Raw genomic sequence first — 20,076 nt, forward strand, 5'->3', positions numbered from 1 at the left:
GTTCATGACTGCGGCTCCAGGCGGAAGAGAAGGTGGCCAGCGCGGCCCATCCCGCGCCCAGCCGCCGCGCTGGCCACCTTCTCTTCCGCCTGGAGCCGCAGTCATGAACCGCTACGCGATCCGCCTCATCTCCTGCCTCTTCCTCTTCGCCGCCGGCATGGGCATCGCCCAGGCGCAGACCCCTACCCGCGCCTCGGTGGACAAGCTGCTGGCCGTCACCGAAACCCGCAAGCTGATGGAGCAGAACCAGGCCCAGGTGGAGGGGATGATGCGCCGCGCCTTCGAACAGAACATGGCCAACTCGCCCGACCCCGCCGCCGCCAAGGCGGTTGCCGACAAGGTCATCGCCAAGCTGGCCGGCCAGGTCCGCAACGAACTGTCGTGGGAGAAGATGGAAGGCTTCTACGTCCAGCTCTATACCGAAACCTTCACCCAGCAGGAGATCGACGGCCTGATCCGCTTCTATGAAAGCGAGGCCGGCCACGCCTTCACCCGCAAGATGCCCATCGTGATGCAGAAGAGCATGATGATGACGCAGGAGCGCCTGGCGCCCCTGATGCAGCAGCTGAAGACCGCCATCCAGGAAGCGGTGGCCGAACAGCGCCGCGCCCAGCAGCAGCAAGGCAAGCCCGCCCCCGGCCGTTGATGCGCGCACGCGCCGCCGCCCGCCCGGCGCTGCCGGCGGCGCTCGCCCTGCTGGTACTCGCCGCCCTCGCCGTTTCCGGCCGCGCGCCCTACGACCGCGGCACCTGGTGGCTGGAAGTGGCGCCGGTGCTGCTGGCCCTGCCGCTGCTGGCGGCCACCTGGCGGCGCCATCCCCTCACCGATCTGCTCTACCTGCTGATCGCCGCGCATGCGCTGGTGCTCATCCTCGGCGGCGCCTACACCTACGCCCGGGTGCCGCTGGGCTTCTGGCTGCAGGATGCCTTCCAGCTCGGCCGCAACCCTTACGACAAGATCGGCCACCTGATGCAGGGCTTCGTGCCGGCGATGGTTGCGCGCGAGATCCTGCTGCGCGGCGCTTACGTCAGCGGCCGCCGCATGCTGGGTTTCATCTGCGTCTGCATCGCGCTGGCGATCAGCGCCGGCTACGAGCTGATCGAATGGGGGGTCGCGCTCGCCCTCGGCCAGGGGGCGGACGAATTCCTCGGTACCCAGGGCGATCCCTGGGACACCCAGTCCGACATGTTCTGCGCGCTGATCGGCGCCGTCGTCGCCCTGCTGCTGCTCTCCCGCCTGCACGACCGCCGGCTGGCGGCGCTCGGTTCAGACTGAACCGCCGCCGTACCTGCCTGCTGCCATGCCGCAGCACGTACAATCGCCGCTCCCCCAGCACATCTCCAGCGGCAGCAAATGGCAGAAAACGGGCAGTTCCATGAAGCGGTCGTGATCGGCGGCGGCCCCGCCGGGCTGATGGCCGCGGAGCAACTGGCCAGAGGCGGGCGCCGCGTCACCCTGTTCGAGGCCATGCCCTCGGTCGGGCGCAAATTCCTCCTCGCCGGCCGCGGCGGGCTCAATCTCACCCATGCCGAAGCGAAGGACGCCTTCCTCGGCCGCTACGGCGAACGCGCGGCGGAACTCACGCCACTGCTCGCCGACTTCGGCGCCGACGCCCTGCGTGTCTGGGCAGACGCACTCGGCGCCGCCACCTTCGTCGGCAGCAGCGGCCGGGTGTTCCCGGCGCAGATGAAGGCCGCGCCGCTGCTGCGCGCCTGGCTCGCCCGCCTGCGCGCCGCCGGGGTGAGCTTCGAGGTACGCCAGCGCTGGCTGGGCTGGAACGCGGACGGCAGCCTGCGCATCGCCGGCGCGGAGGGCGAGCGCGCCATCCGCGCCGGCGCCACCGTGCTGGCACTGGGCGGCGGCAGCTGGGCCAGGTTCGGTGCCGATGGCGCCTGGGTGCCGCTGCTGCGCGGCGCCGGCATCCCGGTCGCCAGCCTGCGGCCGGCCAACTGCGGCTTCGATGTCGCCGGTTCGGCGGGCCAGGGCTGGAGCGTGCACTTCCGCAGCCGCCATGCCGGCGAGCCGGTGAAGCCGGTGGTCGCCCGCCTGCAGGCCGCCAACGGCGAATGGCTGCAGCGCCAGGGCGAATTCGTGGTCAGCGCCGACGGCGTGGAGGGCAGCCTGATCTACGCCCTGTCCGCGCCGCTGCGCGATGCCATCGCCGCCCGCGGCGAAGCGGCGCTGGAACTGGACCTGGTGCCCGGCCGCAGCCTGGAGCGCCTCACCGCCGAGCTGGCGCGCCCGCGCGGCAGCCGCTCTCTCTCCAGCCATCTGCAGGGCCAGGCCGGCATCAAGGGCGTCAAGGCCGGACTGCTGCGGGAGGCGACCACCGCGGAGGAGTTCGCCGCCCTGGCGGCCGAGCCGGCGCGGCTGGCAGCGCTGATCAAGGCTCTGCCGCTGCGGCTGGCGCGGCCGCGTCCGCTGGATGAGGCCATCAGCACCGCCGGCGGCGTCGAGTTCGCCGCGCTGGACGAAAACCTGATGCTGCGCGAGCGCCCCGGCACATTCTGCGCCGGCGAGATGCTGGACTGGGAAGCGCCCACCGGCGGCTACCTGCTCACCGCCTGCTTCGCCACCGGCTACCGTGCCGGCGCAGCGGCCGCGGCCTGGCTGGCCGGCGCAGGAAACTGAGGCCGCCATGTCCGCCGATCTGCGCATCACCTACTACGTGGCCGCCAGCGTGGATGGCTACATCGCCACCGCCGACGGCGGCACCGGCTGGCTCGCGCCCTTCGAGGCCAGCGGCGACGACTACGGCTATGCCGACTTCTACGCCGGCATCGACGCCCTGCTGCTGGGCCGCCGCACCTACGAGCACTGCCTGGGCTTCGGCGCCTGGCCCTATGCGGACAAGCCCTGCCGGGTGTTCTCGCGCGACCGCAGCCGGCGCCTGCATGAGGATGAGGACGCCGACGAAAGCAGCGCCATCCGCATCACCGCCGACGACCCGGCCACCGTCATCGGCGAACTCGCCGCCGCCGGCGCGCGCAATCTGTGGCTGGTGGGCGGCGGCCAGCTGGCCGGCGAGTTCCTGCTGCGCGGCCTGCTCACCGACCTCGTCCTCTCGGTCGTGCCGGTCACCCTGGGCAGCGGCATCCCGCTGTTCGGCGGCGACGCCGCGCCCGCCGCGCTGCAGCTGCGCAGCAGCCGGTTGCACAGCATGGGCCTGGTGCAGCTGCACTACCGCATCGGCAACGGCCAGGACTGAGCAGCTGGTACGGCACCACCGGCGGAAGGTGGCGCGCCGGCCGCGTAGAATGCGCTTTTGTCCGCCCGCCGTCAGCCGATGTCCCCGCTCCGCCGCCCCGAACTCCTCGCCCCCGCCGGCTCCCTCGAAATGATGCGCACCGCCTTCGCCTATGGCGCGGACGCGGTCTATGCCGGCCAGCCGCGCTACTCGCTGCGGGTGCGCAACAACAGCTTCGGCAAGCTGGACGTGCTGGCCGCCGGGATGGAAGAGGCCCGCGCCGCCGGCAAGGCCTTCTATCTGGTCGCCAACATCTACCCGCACAACGCCAAGATCCGCACCTTCGAGGAGGACATGGCGCCGGTGATCGCGCTGCGGCCGGACGCGCTGATCATGGCCGACCCCGGGCTGATGATGATGGTGCGCGAGCGCTGGCCGGAGGTGGACATCCACCTCTCTGTGCAGGCCAACACCACCAACTACGCCTCGGTGCGCTTCTGGCAGTCGGTGGGGGTGAAACGCATCATCCTGTCGCGCGAACTGTCGCTGGACGAGGTTAAGGAGATCCGCGACGCCTGTCCGGAAATGGAGCTGGAGGTGTTCGTGCACGGCGCGCTGTGCATCGCCTACTCCGGCCGCTGCCTGCTCTCCGGCTACTTCAACCACCGCGATCCCAACCAGGGCACCTGTACCAACTCCTGCCGCTGGGACTACAAGCTGCACGAAGCCGCGGATGACGAGGCCGGCGACTCCCGCCCGCTCGGCAAGCTGCCGCTGGGCAATCCGCAGGGCATGGGCACCGTCGGCACCGCGCTGGGCGGCGGCACCCGCCATGCGCAGGGCGCCAAGGTGTGGCTGCTGGAGGAGGGCAGCCGGCCGGGCGAACTGATGCCGGTGGAAGAGGACGAGCACGGCACCTACATCCTCAACTCCCGCGACCTGCGCGCGGTCGAGCATGTGCAGAAGCTGGTCGAGATCGGCATCGATTCGCTGAAGATCGAGGGCCGCACCAAGAGCCCCTACTACGTCGCCCGCACCTGCCAAGGCTATCGCCAGGCGATAGACGACGCCGTTGCCGGCCGGCCCTTCGACCTCGGCCTGCTGGGCCAGCTGGAAGGGCTCGCCAGCCGCGGCTACACCGATGGCTTCTACCAGCGCCACCACACGCCGGAGCACCAGAACTACCTGCGCGGCCACTCGGAATCCGGCCGCAGCCTGCTGGTGGGCGAGGTGGTGGGCTACAGCGGCGAGCGTGGCCTGGCGGAGGTGGAGGTGAAGAACCGCTTCGGCATCGGCGACCGGCTGGAGTTCGTCGCCCCAGCCGGCCCGCGGGACGCGCTCGCCGAGCGCATCGAGGATGCCGACGGCCAGCCGCTCAGCCTGATTCCCGGCAGTGGCCGCCGGGTGTGGCTGCCGCTGCCGGAAGGCGTGGCGCCGGGCGAACCCTGCTACATCGCCCGCTACGTCTGAGAGTTCGAGCCGCGGCCCGAACGCCGGCCGGCGTCAACGAGAAAGGGGCTTTTCAGCCCCTTTCCGCATTCCGGCCCCCGCTTGCGCGGAAACCGCCTCACTCGCCCTCGGTCCGCCGCCAGGCTGGCCGCCAGTCGTTCCAGGCCACCATGCCGGCGAACACCAGCAGGCCGCCCAGCACCGCCACCACCGCCGCAGGCAGCGCCAGCGCCACCACCGGCCAGTGCAGCGAGCGGTCCATCATCGACTGTTCCGGCACCTTGGGATTCACCCAGGCGGTGGCCGGCTCGCCATCCTCCAGCTTGGCCAGGCGCGCATCCATCGCCTTCTCGGTATCCAGGCCGTGGTGCAGGTCGTGGCGGTCGCCGGAGTACCAAGTGCCTTCGTAGCGGTAGCGGTACTCCACCTGCAGCTGCGGCAGCGGGCGATTACGCATGAGATCTGCCGGCATGACCTCGATGTGCTCAACATGGGCAGGTACCGGCACCCACTGGCGGCTGCGCATGGCCTCGGCCAGCGGCATGGCGGCGAAAGACACCACGCCCATCAAGCCCGCCACCAGCAGGAGGATGCCGAGAAACGGCAGGACAATGCGGATCACCGCTTCGAGCAGGCGCAACTTCAGGGGAACATGCGGCATAGGGAGCTGGATCGCGGAAAGTGGCGGCATTCTATGCCGATGGCAGTGGCAACGAAAATCCCGGCCGCCGGCGATCAGCCCGCGGTGGGCCGCCGGGCGGGCGAAATAATTCCAAGGACATATTGCCATTGTCAGATTCCAGCAGCTACGGCCATTTCCGGCGTGGCACAATAGACCGGTCCACGATCGCCCCGCCGCCATGCTCCCTGCCGACGCTTCTTCTCACCCGGTTCCCGACCCGGCCTCCGACTATATCCATGCCGATTGGCTGACCCTGTTCGACAGCGCCAGCCCGGCCGCCCGCCTTGCCATCCGCGACGTAGTACTGGCGCACAAGGCGGAGATGAGCGACGCTTTCTACGCCCGCATGCTGAGCGATGCCGAGGCGCACCCCTTCCTCACCCACGACGAGGTCAATTCCCGCCTGCGCCACTCCATGCAGCGCTGGCTGGAAACCCTGTTCTCCTGTGAGACGCACGAGCAGTTCGGCTCGGCGATGGCGATGCAGCGGCATGTGGGCGAGGTGCACGCCCGCATCGACCTGCCGGTGAACCTGGTGGCGCGCGGCGCCCGCCTGCTCAAGGGCGAGATCGCCCGCCGCCTGCCCGGCAGCGGCCTGGACCGCAACGCGCTGGTGGAAGCGGTGCTGTACGTGGATAACCTGATCGACCTCGCCTTCGAGGTCATGAGTTCCGCCTACGTCGCCTCCCACGAGCGCGCCGCCCGCATCGACGAAGCCTACCGGGTGTTCTCCTACGGCCAGAACATGCCGCTGGAACGCGAACGCCAGCGCGCCTCGCTGCTGGACTGGGAGAACCGCTTCCTGCAGGCCATGGTCACCGCCCGCTCCGGCGACGAGCTGCCGCCCATCCACGGCTCCACCTTCGGCCTGTGGCTGCAGCACAAGGCCATCGCGGTGTTCGAAGGCTCGGCCGAGCTGCCCGCCATCCGCGCTGCGATGGATACGGTGGACCACACCCTGCTGCCGCTGTGCGGCCAGCAGATCGACAACGGCGACCGTGCCGAGGCGCGCCGGCTGGTGAAGGAGATCCAGCACGAGCTCGCCCAGCTCAAGTTCCTCATCGGCGCCCTGTTCGAGCGCTTCGTCGATCTCGAATCCGGCAAGGACGCCCTCACCCAGCTGCTCAACCGCCGCTTCCTGCCCGCCATCCTCACCCGCGAGACCGAGCTGGCGCGCAACCAAGGCAAGGGCTTCGCCCTGCTGCTGGTGGACGTGGACCACTTCAAGCGCATCAACGACGACTACGGCCACGAGGCCGGCGACCGGGTGCTGCAGCAGATGGCCGGCCTTCTGCTGAACAGCGTGCGCTCCGGCGACTTCGTGTTCCGCTACGGGGGCGAGGAGTTCCTGGTGCTGCTGGTGGAAGTGGACCGCCAGCATGCGCTGCGGGTGGCGGAGAAGATACGCGGCCGCATCGAGCAGGAAATCTTCCTGCTGCCGGAAGGCCGCAACCTGCACGTCACCGGCAGCATAGGCATCGCCATGCACGACGGCCACCCGGACTACCAGCGCCTGGTGAACCGTGCCGACGAGGCCCTCTACCGCGCCAAGAACGAAGGCCGCAACCGCTGCGTCGCCGATCCGGACTGAGGTTTCCCCCATGGTCAGCTTTCCGCTGCAGATCGAACCCACCCGGCTGGACGACCCCGGCCACGTCCAGGCCTTCCTCGCCCTGCTGGACCACTACGCCCGCGACCCCATGGGTGGCGGCAAACCGCTAGCGGAAGCGGTGCGCGCCGAGCTGCCGCAGCGCCTCGCCGGGCGGCCCGGCTTCGTCTCCTTCCTCGCCTTCTCCGGGCCGGAAGCCATCGGCCTCATCAACTGCTTCGAAGGCTTCTCCACCTTCGCCGCGCGGCCGCTGCTCAATGTGCACGACATCGTCGTCCATGCCGAACACCGTGGTCGCGGCATCGCCCAGGGACTGCTGGCCGCCGCCGAGGCCGAGGCCCGCGCCCGCGGCTGCTGCAAGCTGACGCTGGAAGTGCTCTCCAACAACCAGCGCGCCCTGGCCGCCTACGACCAGGCCGGCTTCCGCCCCTACGTGCTGGACCCCGCAGCCGGCCAGGCACTGTTCCTGCAGAAGTGGCTTTGACCAGGCGGCGCCGCTAGCGCGCTGCAGCGGCCTCGAGAACGCAGGGCGCCACGGCCGGTCAGTTTCCGGAGGGGCGCCTCAGCCGGCGCGCCTCCACCCCGCAGCACGATCCAACCCGTATCAGGAGACCACCATGGGCGTTCGCGGCCAGGACAGGCAGATCGACAACATCGAGTTCAACGTTACCGACATCGCCCGCAGCAAGGCCTTCTACGGCCAGGTCTTCGGCTGGACCTTCACCGACTACGGCCCCACCTATTGCGAGTTCAGCGATGGCCGGCTCACCGGCGGCCTCACCACCGGCGAACCGCCGCGGCCGGGCGGACCGCTGGTCATCCTCTACGCCGACGACCTCGCCGCCACCCAGGCGCGGCTGGAAGCCGCCGGCGGCAAGGTGATACGCCCCACCTTCTCCTTCCCGGGCGGCCGCCGCTTCCACTTCAAGGATCCGGACGGCTACGAGCTGGCGGTGTGGTCGGCGGCCTGAACGCCCGCCTGCCAGTTCCCCACCCCGAGTAGCAAGAATCCGCAGAAAGCGAATCAGCCGTACCGTACGCTGGGGCGGGAGCACCTTCCCGCCATCTGCGAATGGCCTCCAGCCTTTGGGCTATAATCCAAGGCTTTGTTTTAGCTGAAAAACAGGATTTCGCCGTGCTCGTCGCCGCCAATATCACCATGCAGTTCGGGGCCAAGCCCCTGTTCGAGAACGTCTCCGTCAAGTTCGGCGAGGGCAACCGCTACGGCCTGATCGGCGCCAACGGCGCCGGCAAGTCGACTTTCATGAAGATCCTCTGCGGCATCCTGGAGTCCACCGCCGGCAACATCTCCAAGGACGTGCATGAGCGCATGGCCTACCTGCGCCAGGATCAGTTCGCGTATGAGGACGTGCGCGTGCTCGACGTGGTGATGATGGGCCACGAGGAACTGTGGGCGGCGATCAAGGAACGCGACGCGATCTACGCCAACCCGGACGCCACCGAGGACGACTACATGCACGCCGCCGAGCTGGAAGGCAAGGTCGGCGAGTACGACGGCTACACCGCCGAGGCGCGCGCCGGCGAGCTGCTGCTGGGCGTGGGCATAGGCACCGAGTTCCACAACGGGCCGATGAAGAACGTGGCACCGGGCTGGAAGCTGCGGGTGCTGCTGTGCCAGGCGCTGTTCGCCAACCCGGAAATCCTGCTGCTGGACGAGCCGACCAACAACCTGGACATCAACACCATCCGCTGGCTGGAGGACGTGCTCAACAACCGCGACTGCACGATGGTGATCATCTCCCACGACCGCCACTTCCTGAACCAGGTGTGCACCCACATGGCGGACCTGGACTACGGCACCATCACCATCTACCCGGGCAACTACGACGACTACATGGAAGCGTCGACCATGGCGCGCGAACGCCAGTCCGCCGCCAACGCCCGGGCGAAGGAAAAGATCCAGGATCTGCAGGACTTCGTGCGCCGCTTCTCGGCCAACAAGTCCAAGGCCAAGCAGGCCACCAGCCGCCTGAAGCTGATCGACAAGCTGAAGCCGGAAGACGTGAAGCCCTCCAGCCGCCAGTACCCGTGGATCCGCTTCGACTACGACGAGAAGGACAAGCTGCACCGCCTGGCCTGCGAGGTGGACAACATCAGCTTCGCCTACGAGGGCATGGAAAAGCCGCTGATCAGCAAGTTCTCCATCGCCATCGAGGCCGGGGAACGCCTGGCCATCATCGGCGAGAACGGCGTCGGCAAGACCACCCTGCTCAAGCTGCTGGTGGGCGAACTGACGCCGCAGAAGGGCGAGGTGAAGTGGGCCGAGAAGGCCAAGGCCGGCTATTACGCGCAGGACCACTCGGCCGATTTCGCCGATGACGTCAGCCTCACCGACTGGATCGCGCCCTACTCCCGCATCACCGCCGCCGCCACCGGCGAGGACAACGAGACCCTGCTGCGCGGCACGCTGGGCCGGCTGCTGTTCTCCGGCGACGAGGTGAAGAAGTCGGTGAAGGTCATCTCCGGCGGCGAACAGGGCCGCATGCTGTTCGGCAAGCTGATGCTGTCTCGCCCCAATGTGCTGGTGATGGACGAGCCGACCAACCACCTGGACATGGAGTCCATCGAGTCGCTCAACACCGGCCTGGACAAGTTCGCCGGCACGCTGGTGTTCGTCTCGCACGACCGCGAGTTCGTCTCCTCGCTGGCTACCCGCATCGTCGAGATCAAGCTCGACGGCAGCATCATCGACTACCGCGGCACCTACGAGGAGTACCTCGCCAGCCAGGGCCTGGAATGATGCCGGTCCGGCACTGACCGGCTCCCGCGGGCGGGTTCCTCCGCCCGGCTGCACACACTGCGCCGCCCCCTGGGCGGCGCAGCCGTTTCTGCCGTCGCCGCCCAGCGGCGGCCCCACGACAACCTGGAGAACCCGCCATGCCAGCCTCCCGCATCGTGTTCACCGTCGCCGCCGTGGTGGCTACGCTGTTCGTCCTCGGTACCGCCTTCTTCCCCGGCCGCGCCGCCACGCTCGCCGGCCAATTGCAGGACGGCATCGTCAGCCGCTTCGGCTGGTTCTACATCCTCTCGGTCGCCCTCTTCCTGTTCTTCAGCCTGTGGCTGATGCTGAGCCGCTATGGCCGCATCCGCCTGGGCGACGATGAGGACGAGCCGGACTACGGCTACCTCACCTGGTTCGCCATGCTGTTCGCCGCCGGCATGGGCATAGGCATCCTGTTCTACGGCGTGGCCGAGCCCATGCTGCACTTCGGCGCGCCGCGCTTCTCCGAGCCGGGCAGCATCGCCGCCGCCAAGGAGGCGATGGAAACCACCTTCTTCCACTGGGGCCTCCATGCCTGGGCCATCTACATCGTGGTCGGCCTGTCGCTGGCCTACTTCGGCTACCGCCACGGCCTGCCGCTCACCGTGCGCTCCACCCTCTACCCGCTGCTGGGCGAGCGCATCCACGGTCCGCTGGGGCATCTGGTGGACGTGATGGCGGTGCTGGGCACCCTGTTCGGCATCGCCACCTCGCTGGGCTTCGGCGTGCTGCAGGTGGGCTCCGGCCTGGCCTTCCTCGGCTGGCTGCCGGCCACCACCACCAACCATGTGCTGCTGATCGCCGCCATCACCGCCATCACCATGCTCTCCGCCGCTTCCGGGCTGGACCGCGGCGTGCGCCGGCTGTCCGAGCTCAACGTGCTGCTGGCGATCGCGCTGGTGTGCTTCGTCTTCATCGTCGGCCCCACCGTCTTCCTGCTGTCCACCTTCGTTGAAAGCGTCGGCCTCTATCTGCAGGAGCTGGTGCTCAACAGTTTCCGCACCACCGCCTTCCGCCACGCGGAATGGCAGAAAACGTGGACGATGTTCTACTGGGGCTGGTGGATTTCCTGGGCGCCCTTCGTCGGCATGTTCATCGCCCGCATCTCCCGCGGCCGGACCATACGCGAGTTCATCGCCGGGGTGATGTTCGTGCCCACGCTGTTTGCCTTCTTCTGGTTCGCGGTGCTGGGCAATACCGCCATCCACTTAGACTTGTTCCAGGGCGGCAGGCTGGCCGCCGCGGTGGCGCAAGACGTGCCGACCGCGCTGTTCAAGATGCTGGAGTCGCTGCCGCTGGCGCAGATCACCACCGTGCTGGCGGTGGCGCTGGTGGCCACCTTCTTCGTCACTTCGGCGGATTCGGGCGCGCTGGTGATAGACACCATCGTCAACGGCGGCCGCAGCGACGGCCCGGCCTGGCGGCGCGCCTTCTGGGCAGTGCTCACCGGCGCCATCGCCGCGGTGCTGCTGGTGGCCGGCGGCCTGCAGGGGCTGCAGAGCGCGGCCATCGCCACCGCCCTGCCCTTCGCGGTGATCATGCTGGCGATGTGCGCCGGCCTGCTGAAGGCGCTGCGCGCCGAGCGCGACAGCCCGCGCCCGGCCACGCTGGCGGAAGACCTCGCCCCCGCCGGCGAAGCGCTCAACCTGCCACCGCATGTGGAGGACGACTGGCGCGCCCGGCTGCGCTATGTCGCCGCCCGCGGCCGTGGCGAAGCCGGCCGCGGCATGCGCCACCCGGCGCGGCTGGCGCTGGCCGCCTTCATACGCGAGACGGTGCTGCCGGCGCTGGAGGAGGTGGCCGCCGAGATGCGGCGCAACGGCCGCGAGATCCTCATCGACCGCCATCCGCTGCACGCCGGGGTGACGGTGATGCGCGACGGCCGCGAGGAGTTCTTCTACGTGGTGAAGGGGCGCGTCAGCCAGCGCTACGCCGCCACCATCGCCGACCTGGCGCCGGACGAGGCCGCTCCGGCCGAGGCCGAGATCGTGGTGCGCGGCGGCCACAGCCGCACCTTGCCACTGGAAACGCTGGACCGCAGCTGGCTGCTGGAGGATTTCTCCGGGCAATACGGCCGCTGGATGGGGTGGTGACGCGGCAGGGCACGCCGGAAAAGGCCCGCGCTGAAACGCTGGCGCGGCCCTCTGCGGACGCCGCCCTCAAATGAGGACGCAGCAGCCGCTGTTCGTCGGCGGAGGGGGAAGGACCACCTGGGTCCCCCAACTGATGTTCTGCCCCGCGGTACGGGAGCCGGTGAAAGCCGCCGACATTTCTCCCATGTCGCCATTGAACGAAACCACCCAGGAAACGTTGCGCTGCGGGTTCATGTAGTAATGGATCGTCAGACCCACCAACCCTGAAACGGAATGGGGCACCGAGGGAGGGTGCGAGACCTTGTCCGGCACGATGAGGTAATCCACGTCGCCGGGCTGGGGGCCATTGGTGCCTGCCGCGTTGAACAGGGCGACGGCCGCGCCGGGAACGGTGTCCTGGAACGTCTTGTGATAGCCGGTGATCCTGCGCACGGCGCCGCCGTTGGTGCGGATGAGAAAGCCGGCGATGCACCCGCACAGGTTCCAGGTGAAAAGCCCGGCATACGGACCGCCGGCATCCACCGAGGCGGCGCCATCCATGGCGAAGCAGAAGTAGGCCGCGGCATTGGCGGCGGGATGCTCTATCACCGGGCCGGCGACCGCCGGCGGGTTGGCGTTGGCAAGCAGGTTCCACGCGGTCGTCCCGACGCCGGTATTGACGTTGTAATTCATCGAAAGGCTCTCCTGGTCCGCAGGCTGCATGCCTGCGGAAACATCGGAGCAGATGGAGTGCCGGCCGGCATCACCCGGAAGGGGAATGAAGACGCGCCGCCGCCTGGAAGCCAAGCCGGGGGCAGCTGGCCGCCCCACCGCCAGGCTCCAGCGGATGAGCCATGCGCGGCGCATCGGCTACAATCGGCCGGATATCCAGCGGACGGTCCCATGATCGGCATTCTCCTCATTACCCACGGTACCTTGGGCGAATCGCTGATCCAGTGCGCCTGCCATGTGCTCAACCGGCGCCCGGCGCAGATCGCCCAACTGGGCGTCTCCGCCCAGGACGACCCGCTGGATCTGCTGCCGATCGCACGCCGCATGCTGGTGGAGGTCGATCATGGCGAGGGCGCGGTCATCCTCACCGACATCTACGGCGCCACCCCTTCCAACATCGCCACCAAGCTGCTGCAGCCCGGCCTCGTCGAAGGCATCGCCGGCGTCAGCCTGCCGATGCTGCTGCGGGTGCTCACCTACCGCGAGCGCGATATGGCCACGCTGATCCAGCGTGCGGTGTCAGGCGGTTGCGACGGCGTACTGCACATCAAGTAGCAAACACATAAAACGCATAAAACGACAACCAGGCGGGAACAGGGAAATGCCTAAAGCGGACGCGGAAATCATCAACAAACTGGGCCTGCACGCGCGGGCCTCGGCCAAACTCACCCAGCTCGCCAGCAGCTTCGGCTGCGAAGTCTGGCTGGAGCGCAACGGCCGCCAGGTAAATGCAAAAAGCATCATGGGCGTGATGATGCTGGCGGCCGCCCGCGGCGCCACCATCACGGTGGAAACCGAGGGCCGGGACGCCGACCGCGCGCTGGCGGAGATCCTCGCGCTGATTGCCGACCGCTTTGGCGAAGCGGAGTAGGCCATGCCCTTCACCCTGCACGGTCTGCCGGTCTCCCAGGGTATCGCCATCGGCCATGTGCACCTGGTGTCGCACGCGCTGCTGGAGGTCAATCACTACCACATCTCGCCCAAGCACATCGCCGATGAAGTCGCCCGGCTGGAGGATGCACTCGCCACCGTCCAGGGCGAACTGATCGGTCTCAAGGCGGCCACCACCGCCGGCCAGGGCCACAGCGAGGTCGGCGCCTTCGTCGATCTGCAGCTGATGATGCTGGCCGATCCGATGCTGATAGAAGCCGCCCGCGGCCTGGTCGAGAATCGCCGCTACAACGCCGAATGGGCGCTGGTGGCGCAGATGGAGCTGCTAGTGGAGCAGTTCCGCCAGATCGAGGACCCCTACCTGCGCGAGCGCCAGGCCGACGTCGTCCAGGTGGTGGAGCGCCTGGTCAAGGTGCTGCTCGGCCAGCCCGGGCACCTGCCGCCGCGCCGCCGCGACGGCCTGGGCACCATCGTCGTCGCCCATGACCTGTCGCCGGCCGACACCATCGGTTTCCGCGACCACAATATCGCCGGCTTCGTCACCGATGTCGGCGGCCCCACCAGCCACACCGCCATCGTCGCCCGCAGCCTGTCCATCCCGGCGGTGGTCGGCCTGCACCACATCCGCGACCTGGTGCAGGACGACGAGCTGCTGATCGTCGACGGCACCCGCGGTGTGGTCATCGTCGGCCCGGACGAGGACATCGTCGAGGAGTACCGCCTGCGCCGCGCCGAGCTGGAGCTCGAGCGCTCCAAGCTCAAGCGCCTGCGCGACACCCCGCCCACCACGCTGGACGGCGAGGAAATCGCCCTGCTCGCCAACATCGAAGGCCCGAAGGACATGGCGCAGGTCAAGGCCGTCAATGCCGACGGCATCGGCCTCTACCGTACCGAGTTCCTCTTCATTGGCCGCGACACCCTGCCGGACGAGGACGAGCAGTACGAGGCCTACCGCAGCGTCCTCAAGGCCCTGCCCGGCAAGCCGGTCACCATCCGCACCTTCGACGTCGGCGCCGACAAGGCCCTCAACGGCGCCCACGCCCGCTTCGAGCCCAACCCGGCGCTGGGACTGCGGGCGGTGCGCTACTCGCTGGCCGAGCCCAAGATGTTCCTCACCCAGCTGCGCGCCCTGCTGCGCGCCTCGGTGCACGGCAAGCTGCGCATCATGGTGCCCATGCTCGCCCACGCCCATGAGATCGACCAGACCCTGGCGCTGGTAGACAAGGCCAAGGCGGAACTGCGGGCGGAAAAGGTGAAGTTCGACGAAGGCGTGCAGATCGGCGGCATGATCGAAGTGCCGGCGGCAGCGCTGGCGCTGGGCATGTTCGTGCGCCGGCTGTCCTTCCTTTCCATCGGCACCAACGACCTCATCCAGTACACCCTGGCGATCGACCGTTCCGACGAAGCGGTGGTGCACCTCTACGATCCATTGCACCCGGCGGTGCTCAAGCTCATCGGCGGCACGCTGAGCACCGGCGCCCGCTTTGGCCTGCCGGTGTCGGTCTGCGGCGAAATGGCCGGCGATCCCGCCTACACCCTGCTGCTGCTCGGCATGGGCCTGCGCAACTTCTCCATGCACCCCGGCCACATCCTGGAGATCAAGCAGCAGGTGCTGCGCGCCGACCTCGGCGAACTCGCCCCCAGGGTGCAGCGCATCCTGAAGATGGACGAGCAGGCGCGGGTGCGGGAAGCGGTGGAGCGGCTGGCCGGCTGAACCCCGCATGGTCCCCGCACTGCGGCCTTCCGGCCGTGGCGCGAAATTTCCCCCTGCCGCGCAATCCATGCCAGCGGCGGAGCGCGGCCGCGCCGATTGCGCCCTCCCCCGCCGCCCATTAGAATGGCGCCCTTCCTCCGGCAGGCCCTCCGCCTGCCGTCAGGCGGGCGTCGTATAACGGCATTACCTCAGCTTCCCAAGCTGATGACGAGGGTTCGACTCCCTTCGCCCGCTCCACTCCAACTTTCCATGGTGTTCCAATGACGTCCATGGAGCGTTGCAAGTCATTGTCACAGTTCGGTTTTTCCAGAGAACCCGTTCCAGTGATGTCCAGCGAGATCCACTGACAGCCGGTCAAAACCGGTACATCAAGTGGTACATCTCAATGCGGAGCTTCCCGATTCCGCATTGTTGCTGGGGGAGCCGGGGCTCGATGGGAAACATGGCACTCAACTCGCTTTCAAGGAGTTGGGATCATGCTTTCGGACCTCACGGTTCGCCAAGCCAAGGCGACCGGCAAACCGTACACCCTGGCCGACACAGACGGCCTTTCCCTCTTTGTTTCAGCCACCGGTGCAAAGGCGTGGCACTTCCGCTTCTCGTGGGGCGGCAAGCGCGACCGCATGTCCTTCGGCACGTATCCAGCGCTCTCTCTGAAGGACGCCCGTGCGCTTCGCGATGAAGCCCGCTCGCTGCTCGCCAAGGGCGTCAATCCCCACAGCGAACGCAAGCGCAGGCGGCACGCGATCGTCCTGGCCGGCGAGCACACCTTCATGGCCGTCTACGAGCAATGGCTGGCCCATCGCCGGCTCTCGCTGGAGGAAGGACGGCAGACCAGCCTGGAACAGATCGGGCGCGTCTTCAAGAAAGATGTGTTCCCCTCGCTGCGGCACCTGACCATCTACGAGATCACCCGCGCACACCTGCTGGACATCATCGGCAAGGTGGAAAAGCGCGGCTCGCTGTCGGTGGCCGAGAAGCCGAGGACCTGGTTCACCCAGTTGTTCACCTACGCCACGGTGGCGATTCCAAACATGGGCGATAACCCGTCCAGAGACCTGGAAGTGGTCGCGCTGCCGTTGCCGCCGGTCGAACACAACCCGTTCCTGCGCATGCACGAGCTGCCGGTCATGCTGCAGACACTGCGCAAGTACCGCGGGCGTCTGAACACGCAGTTGGGCATCCGGCTGCTGATGCTCACTGGTGTGCGCACCGGCGAGCTTCGCTTCGCCACGCCCGATCAGTTCGACCTCGACCGGGGCCTGTGGGTCATCCCGGTGGCCAGGCTCAAGCAGCGCAAGCTGCTGACCAAGAAGAAGCGCAAGCGTCTCATCGACATCCCGCCCTACATCGTGCCGCTGTCGGTGCAGGCGCAGGAGATCGTTCGCCACCTGTTGGACCAGTGCAAGCCTGCCCAGGTCCATCTCATCCCGGGCGACTGGTGCCTGAAGAACCCGATCAGCGAGAACACGCTCAACGCCGCGCTCAAGCGCATGGGCTACGAGGACCAACTCACGGGGCATGGCATCCGGGCGACGATCTCGACGGCGCTGAACGAACTCGGCTACCCAAAGAAATGGGGGGACGCCCAGCTATCGCATGCCGATCCAGACAGCGGTGAAGAGGTGAGATCACCCTTCGGATTTCATAGGGTGCTGGCAGCCCGCTGATACCTCCCCCGAACAGGACCGCTCGCAATGGAGCAGCGCGGTCACCAGAACTGCAAGGGGCAGGCATGGGCTGGATTGACTGCCCTCCATTTTTGCATTCAAATATGAATGCTTATTTGACAAATAAGCTCACATTTGAGGCTATAAAAGATGTCTTCTTCCGAGCAAAAGCGCTCTGGTGCGCAAGTGGCGATGCCGCAGCCTGTTGCGCGTGCGCTGCGCCGCCTGGGGCAGGACATCTCGGCGGCGCGGCGCATGCGCCGCCTGAGCCAGGAAGACCTGGCGCAGCGCATCGGCACGTCCCTGAGCACCGTCAGGCGCATGGAAGATGGCTATCCAGGCACCGCGCTGCACACCTTCCTGCGCGCGCTGCACGTGCTGGGCCGGCTCGATGACCTGGCCCAGGCGATGACCCTGGAGAACGATGCGCTCGGCATGGAACTGGTGCGGGAGCAACTGCCGCAGCGGGTACGCACCTCTGCCGGCAGGAAGCGGCAAGCGGCACCCGTCGTCGGCAAAGGCGATGCGCCCGCGCCTGCCGATGACTTGGAAGGCTTCTGATGGCAGCGCCTCGGCCCACACGACGTCCGGACCTCGAAGTCCACCTGGGGGCCAGCGGCTTGGTCGTGGGGCGCCTGCATCTGGGCAGCGGCCGGCGCAGCGCGTTCAGTTACGACGACGGCTGGCTGCAGGATGCCCGTTTCTTCACGCTGTCGCCCGATCTCCAGCCGGTGGCCGGCGTGCAGCATCCCCGGCAGGTGTTCTTCCTCGCGCTGGAGGACACCGCGCCCGACGCCTGGGGCGAGCGTGTGATCCGGCGCGCCCATGCGAAGCTGCGGCAGGAAGACCGCGACACGCCCGCATTGGACCCGGTGGATTTCGTGATGTGGGTGGATGACGAGGCGCGCATCGGCGCGCTGCGCCTGTTCGATCCGCACTCTGGCGCCTACCTGCGCGCCGGAGGCACGAGCCGGCAGGAACCGCCGCTGGTGGAGCTGGACAAGGTGCTCCACGCGGCCCGCGCCCTGGAAGACGGAACGGAAAGCGCGCAGGACCTGCGCTACCTGCTGGGGCAAGGCACCTCGCTGGGTGGTGCAAGGCCGAAGTCCACGGTGCGGGACACCGATGGACGCCTGGCGGTCGGCAAGTTTCCCAGCCAGGCGGACCGGCGCGACGTGATCCGAGGCGAAGTGCTGGCCATGCAACTGGCGGCCAAGGCCGGCATCCGGGTGGCGCCGGCCCGCGTGGAAGTGATCGGCGGCACGGCGGTCGCCGTCATCCGGCGTTTCGACCGCACCGATGATGGCGGCCGCATCCCTTACGTGTCGGCCGCGACGATGCTCCAGTCCGATGGTCGCGACGCGACGCATGCCTACACGGAACTGGTGGACGTGCTGCTTCAGTCGGGCGCCGATCCGATCGCCGACATCCATGAGTTGTGGCGGCGACTGGTCTTCAATTTCCTGATCTGCAACACCGACGACCACCTGCGCAACACCGGCTTCCTGTACGACGCGCGCCAGCGCGGCTGGCGCCTGTCGCCGGCCTTCGACCTGAACCCGATGCCGGGCGACCGTCGGGAGAGCAAGACATGGCTGACCGAGGACACAGGTGTCATCGACAGCCGTGACATGCTGATGGCCGCCGCGTCGTATTTCAGGCTGGATGCTGTGCAAGCGCAGGCGGTCTGGAGTGAAGTGGCCCAGGCCGTGGCGGGCTGGCGCGCAGTGGCCCGGGAATTGGGCATGCGCGGTACCGACCTGCTGGACTTCGAGCCAGCCTTTGCCCAAGAGGGCGGGGCTGGTACATAATCTGGCCTGATTCCGTAGCGCCAACGGAATAAATCCGTTATCAATCAACGATTTGAGTGCGGCGTGATGCTCCCTTCGCCCGCTCCACTCCGGCAATCCGGAAAATACCAGGGAACGTCCAGCAGGTGCCGCCAACCGGTGACGCGTGGATCTGCCCACCTCACACGTCCGCCGACACCCAAAGCGCCTACTCTCGGCCAGGCGCGCCGCTATCCTGCTGGAGCCGGATTCGGATTGTTGCCCGCCAGCTTGCGCAGAAAACCAAATTGCCCGTTCATCGAGCATGGCTCGTTGAAAAGCGAAGGGGCCGCCGCCCTCGGCACGGAGTGCTTGTTGAAGAGGCGGAACGGCTGCGGCCGCAACCCGGGTGTCGGCAGGCTCGCGAGAACGGGCGGCCAGCGGATCAAGCCGAGCTTGCGTCCCGGACGGCGCCAAGGTGGGCGTCCTGGCCCCGGACAGTGGGAAAAGACACCCCCGTCAGCCGCTCCGACGCAGTCCACAGCCTTGCGGCGCTATCGATGTCCAGCGCCAGCGGAGGGGCTTTGGCAATTGCGGGGTAGCCTCGCGTTTCGCTCAGCTTGTCGGGGCCATAGTAGGCACCGCCTCGAGCTTGCGGCGAGGTCGCCGCGTAGAGCGTCGGCAATGCCCCCTGTGCGGCCGGCTGGAACAGGAACCACAGATAGCGACGCGCCATTCCTTGAATGCTCCGTGCGCCGGCCCCGTTGGGCAGCAGATCGGTGCGCGCCACTCCCGGATGGGCCGCGATGCTCTGGATGGCCCAGCCGGCCGCGGCGCAGCGCCGTTGTAACTCCAGCGCGAACATCAAGCAGGCCAGTTTTGACTGGGCATAGGCAGCCATGGGGACGTAGCTGCGCTCGGACTGCAAGTCATCGAAGTTGATCGCCCCGCTGCGCGCGGCGATGCTGGACAGCGTGACAACCCGCGGCCGGCTGCCCGCGCGCAGCAGCGGCAGCAACTCACCGGTCAAGGCAAAGTGGCCCAGGTGATTGGTGCCGAACTGCAGCTCGAATCCGTCGGCGCTCAGCTTCCGCGTCGGCGGCGTCATCACACCCGCGTTGTTGATCAGCAGATCGAGACCATCCACAGAGGCGCGCAGCCGCTTGCCGAAAGCCGCAATCGAATCCAGCCTCGCCAGATCCAGCGCCTCGAAGTCCACTTTCGCGCCGGGGGCGCATTGACGGATCTGATTGACTGCGATCGCGCCTCTGGACGGACTTCGACCGGCGATGATGACCCTGGCTCCGGCACGGGCCAGCGCCAGTGCATCTTCGAATCCAAGGCCGCCAGTGCCGGTGACGACCGCGGTACGGCCACGTTGAGAGGGGATGTCGGCTGCTGTCCAGTGGGTCATGGTAGGGCTCCGGCCCGAGATAAAATCTCGCATTAGGCGCAATATTTTTTGCACCAAGTGCAAATCATGATGCACCATTTTCAGTCCATCAACAAACAACCGATT

The 20,076-nt window shown here is 67.8% G+C and carries 18 protein-coding genes, 1 tRNA gene and 1 pseudogene; 17 read left to right on the forward strand and 3 right to left on the reverse strand.

Translation table 11 applies throughout. The features are described from left to right. Window positions 1-103: 103 nt before the first annotated feature. The 5 genes from GRF61_RS08120 to yegQ all read left to right on the forward strand — a co-directional run bounded on the left by GRF61_RS08120 (window position 104) and on the right by yegQ (window position 4,657). The gene (locus GRF61_RS08120; RefSeq protein ID WP_169150168.1) at window positions 104-646 is read left to right on the forward strand and encodes a DUF2059 domain-containing protein; all 543 of its coding nucleotides are present in this window, start codon (window positions 104-106) and stop codon (window positions 644-646) included. Next, entirely contained in the window at window positions 646-1,275 is a 630-nt protein-coding gene (locus GRF61_RS08125) for a DUF2238 domain-containing protein (protein WP_169150169.1), read from the forward strand. Before GRF61_RS08120 ends, GRF61_RS08125 begins: the two co-directional genes overlap by 1 nt. Window positions 1,276-1,353: 78 nt before the next feature. After that, entirely contained in the window at window positions 1,354-2,631 is a 1,278-nt protein-coding gene (locus tag GRF61_RS08130) for a TIGR03862 family flavoprotein (protein WP_169150170.1), read from the forward strand. Between the two features lie 7 nt (window positions 2,632-2,638). After that, window positions 2,639-3,208 (forward strand): dihydrofolate reductase family protein, encoded by a 570-nt coding sequence (locus tag GRF61_RS08135; RefSeq protein ID WP_211165818.1) that lies wholly within the window; start codon window positions 2,639-2,641, stop codon window positions 3,206-3,208. Between the two features lie 78 nt (window positions 3,209-3,286). After that, window positions 3,287-4,657: a tRNA 5-hydroxyuridine modification protein YegQ gene (gene yegQ, locus GRF61_RS08140; protein WP_169150171.1), complete on the forward strand. Its 1,371-nt coding sequence runs from the start codon at window positions 3,287-3,289 to the stop codon at window positions 4,655-4,657. A gap of 97 nt (window positions 4,658-4,754) precedes the next feature. Here the strand turns inward: yegQ and GRF61_RS08145 are convergent, their stop codons facing one another. Continuing rightward, entirely contained in the window at window positions 4,755-5,297 is a 543-nt protein-coding gene (locus tag GRF61_RS08145; RefSeq protein ID WP_169150172.1) for a DUF3592 domain-containing protein, read from the reverse strand. Window positions 5,298-5,496: 199 nt separating this feature from the next. Here GRF61_RS08145 and GRF61_RS08150 point away from each other — a divergent pair, with 199 nt between their 5' ends. From GRF61_RS08150 to GRF61_RS08170, 5 genes are all read left to right on the forward strand, one after another. Continuing rightward, complete coding sequence (locus GRF61_RS08150) at window positions 5,497-6,909, forward strand: diguanylate cyclase (RefSeq protein WP_169150173.1); 1,413 nt, start codon at window positions 5,497-5,499, stop codon at window positions 6,907-6,909. A gap of 10 nt (window positions 6,910-6,919) precedes the next feature. Then, window positions 6,920-7,411, forward strand: coding sequence for a GNAT family N-acetyltransferase (locus GRF61_RS08155; RefSeq protein ID WP_169150174.1), 492 nt, complete (start codon window positions 6,920-6,922; stop codon window positions 7,409-7,411). Between the two features lie 133 nt (window positions 7,412-7,544). Next, on the forward strand, window positions 7,545-7,898 hold the full coding sequence (locus GRF61_RS08160) for a VOC family protein (protein ID WP_169150175.1): 354 nt from the start codon (window positions 7,545-7,547) through the stop codon (window positions 7,896-7,898). Between the two features lie 164 nt (window positions 7,899-8,062). Further along, entirely contained in the window at window positions 8,063-9,688 is a 1,626-nt protein-coding gene (locus tag GRF61_RS08165) for an ABC-F family ATPase (RefSeq protein WP_169150176.1), read from the forward strand. Window positions 9,689-9,825: 137 nt separating this feature from the next. Further along, entirely contained in the window at window positions 9,826-11,802 is a 1,977-nt protein-coding gene (locus tag GRF61_RS08170; RefSeq protein ID WP_169150177.1) for a BCCT family transporter, read from the forward strand. 66 nt (window positions 11,803-11,868) lie between these two features. On the opposite strand, the gene GRF61_RS08175 is transcribed toward GRF61_RS08170, so the two are convergent. Beyond that, window positions 11,869-12,474 (reverse strand): hypothetical protein, encoded by a 606-nt coding sequence (locus GRF61_RS08175; RefSeq protein WP_169150178.1) that lies wholly within the window; start codon window positions 12,472-12,474, stop codon window positions 11,869-11,871. 210 nt (window positions 12,475-12,684) lie between these two features. Here GRF61_RS08175 and GRF61_RS08180 point away from each other — a divergent pair, with 210 nt between their 5' ends. The 7 genes and pseudogenes from GRF61_RS08180 to GRF61_RS08210 all read left to right on the forward strand — a co-directional run bounded on the left by GRF61_RS08180 (window position 12,685) and on the right by GRF61_RS08210 (window position 18,599). After that, window positions 12,685-13,068, forward strand: a complete 384-nt coding sequence (locus GRF61_RS08180; protein ID WP_133592339.1) for a PTS fructose transporter subunit IIA — start codon at window positions 12,685-12,687, stop codon at window positions 13,066-13,068. 46 nt (window positions 13,069-13,114) lie between these two features. Beyond that, window positions 13,115-13,384, forward strand: a complete 270-nt coding sequence (locus tag GRF61_RS08185) for an HPr family phosphocarrier protein (RefSeq protein ID WP_169150179.1) — start codon at window positions 13,115-13,117, stop codon at window positions 13,382-13,384. Between the two features lie 3 nt (window positions 13,385-13,387). After that, on the forward strand, window positions 13,388-15,118 hold the full coding sequence (gene ptsP / locus GRF61_RS08190) for a phosphoenolpyruvate--protein phosphotransferase (RefSeq protein WP_169150180.1): 1,731 nt from the start codon (window positions 13,388-13,390) through the stop codon (window positions 15,116-15,118). A gap of 163 nt (window positions 15,119-15,281) precedes the next feature. Further along, a tRNA-Gly gene (locus tag GRF61_RS08195) sits at window positions 15,282-15,355 on the forward strand. Window positions 15,356-15,594: 239 nt separating this feature from the next. Further along, window positions 15,595-16,731: pseudogene (locus GRF61_RS08200) on the forward strand (integrase arm-type DNA-binding domain-containing protein); the annotation flags it as partial. Between the two features lie 207 nt (window positions 16,732-16,938). Next, a complete protein-coding gene (locus GRF61_RS08205; protein WP_169150181.1) occupies window positions 16,939-17,349 on the forward strand; it encodes a helix-turn-helix domain-containing protein in 411 nt (136 codons plus the stop codon). 65 nt (window positions 17,350-17,414) lie between these two features. After that, window positions 17,415-18,599, forward strand: coding sequence for a HipA domain-containing protein (locus tag GRF61_RS08210; RefSeq protein WP_348982365.1), 1,185 nt, complete (start codon window positions 17,415-17,417; stop codon window positions 18,597-18,599). Window positions 18,600-19,002: 403 nt separating this feature from the next. On the opposite strand, the gene GRF61_RS08215 is transcribed toward GRF61_RS08210, so the two are convergent. Next, window positions 19,003-19,971, reverse strand: coding sequence for an SDR family oxidoreductase (locus tag GRF61_RS08215; protein ID WP_169150183.1), 969 nt, complete (start codon window positions 19,969-19,971; stop codon window positions 19,003-19,005). Between the last annotated feature and the right edge of the window lie 105 nt (window positions 19,972-20,076).

Origin of the sequence: Azoarcus sp. TTM-91 (assembly GCF_012911025.1) — a bacterium.
In the GTDB taxonomy this organism is placed as follows: domain Bacteria; phylum Pseudomonadota; class Gammaproteobacteria; order Burkholderiales; family Rhodocyclaceae; genus Azoarcus.

Excerpts from the sequence above, each read along its gene's own strand:
- GRF61_RS08120 (WP_169150168.1), top strand. The coding sequence starts at position 104 with ATGAACCGCTACGCGATCCGCCTCATCTCCTGCCTCTTCCTCTTCGCC.
- GRF61_RS08125 (WP_169150169.1), top strand. The coding sequence starts at position 646 with ATGCGCGCACGCGCCGCCGCCCGCCCGGCGCTGCCGGCGGCGCTCGCC.
- GRF61_RS08130 (WP_169150170.1), top strand. The coding sequence starts at position 1,354 with ATGGCAGAAAACGGGCAGTTCCATGAAGCGGTCGTGATCGGCGGCGGC.
- GRF61_RS08135 (WP_211165818.1), top strand. The coding sequence starts at position 2,639 with ATGTCCGCCGATCTGCGCATCACCTACTACGTGGCCGCCAGCGTGGAT.
- yegQ (WP_169150171.1), top strand. The coding sequence starts at position 3,287 with ATGTCCCCGCTCCGCCGCCCCGAACTCCTCGCCCCCGCCGGCTCCCTC.
- GRF61_RS08145 (WP_169150172.1), bottom strand. The coding sequence starts at position 5,297 with ATGCCGCATGTTCCCCTGAAGTTGCGCCTGCTCGAAGCGGTGATCCGC.
- GRF61_RS08150 (WP_169150173.1), top strand. The coding sequence starts at position 5,497 with ATGCTCCCTGCCGACGCTTCTTCTCACCCGGTTCCCGACCCGGCCTCC.
- GRF61_RS08155 (WP_169150174.1), top strand. The coding sequence starts at position 6,920 with ATGGTCAGCTTTCCGCTGCAGATCGAACCCACCCGGCTGGACGACCCC.
- GRF61_RS08160 (WP_169150175.1), top strand. The coding sequence starts at position 7,545 with ATGGGCGTTCGCGGCCAGGACAGGCAGATCGACAACATCGAGTTCAAC.
- GRF61_RS08170 (WP_169150177.1), top strand. The coding sequence starts at position 9,826 with ATGCCAGCCTCCCGCATCGTGTTCACCGTCGCCGCCGTGGTGGCTACG.
- GRF61_RS08175 (WP_169150178.1), bottom strand. The coding sequence starts at position 12,474 with ATGAATTACAACGTCAATACCGGCGTCGGGACGACCGCGTGGAACCTG.
- GRF61_RS08180 (WP_133592339.1), top strand. The coding sequence starts at position 12,685 with ATGATCGGCATTCTCCTCATTACCCACGGTACCTTGGGCGAATCGCTG.
- GRF61_RS08185 (WP_169150179.1), top strand. The coding sequence starts at position 13,115 with ATGCCTAAAGCGGACGCGGAAATCATCAACAAACTGGGCCTGCACGCG.
- ptsP (WP_169150180.1), top strand. The coding sequence starts at position 13,388 with ATGCCCTTCACCCTGCACGGTCTGCCGGTCTCCCAGGGTATCGCCATC.
- GRF61_RS08205 (WP_169150181.1), top strand. The coding sequence starts at position 16,939 with ATGTCTTCTTCCGAGCAAAAGCGCTCTGGTGCGCAAGTGGCGATGCCG.
- GRF61_RS08215 (WP_169150183.1), bottom strand. The coding sequence starts at position 19,971 with ATGACCCACTGGACAGCAGCCGACATCCCCTCTCAACGTGGCCGTACC.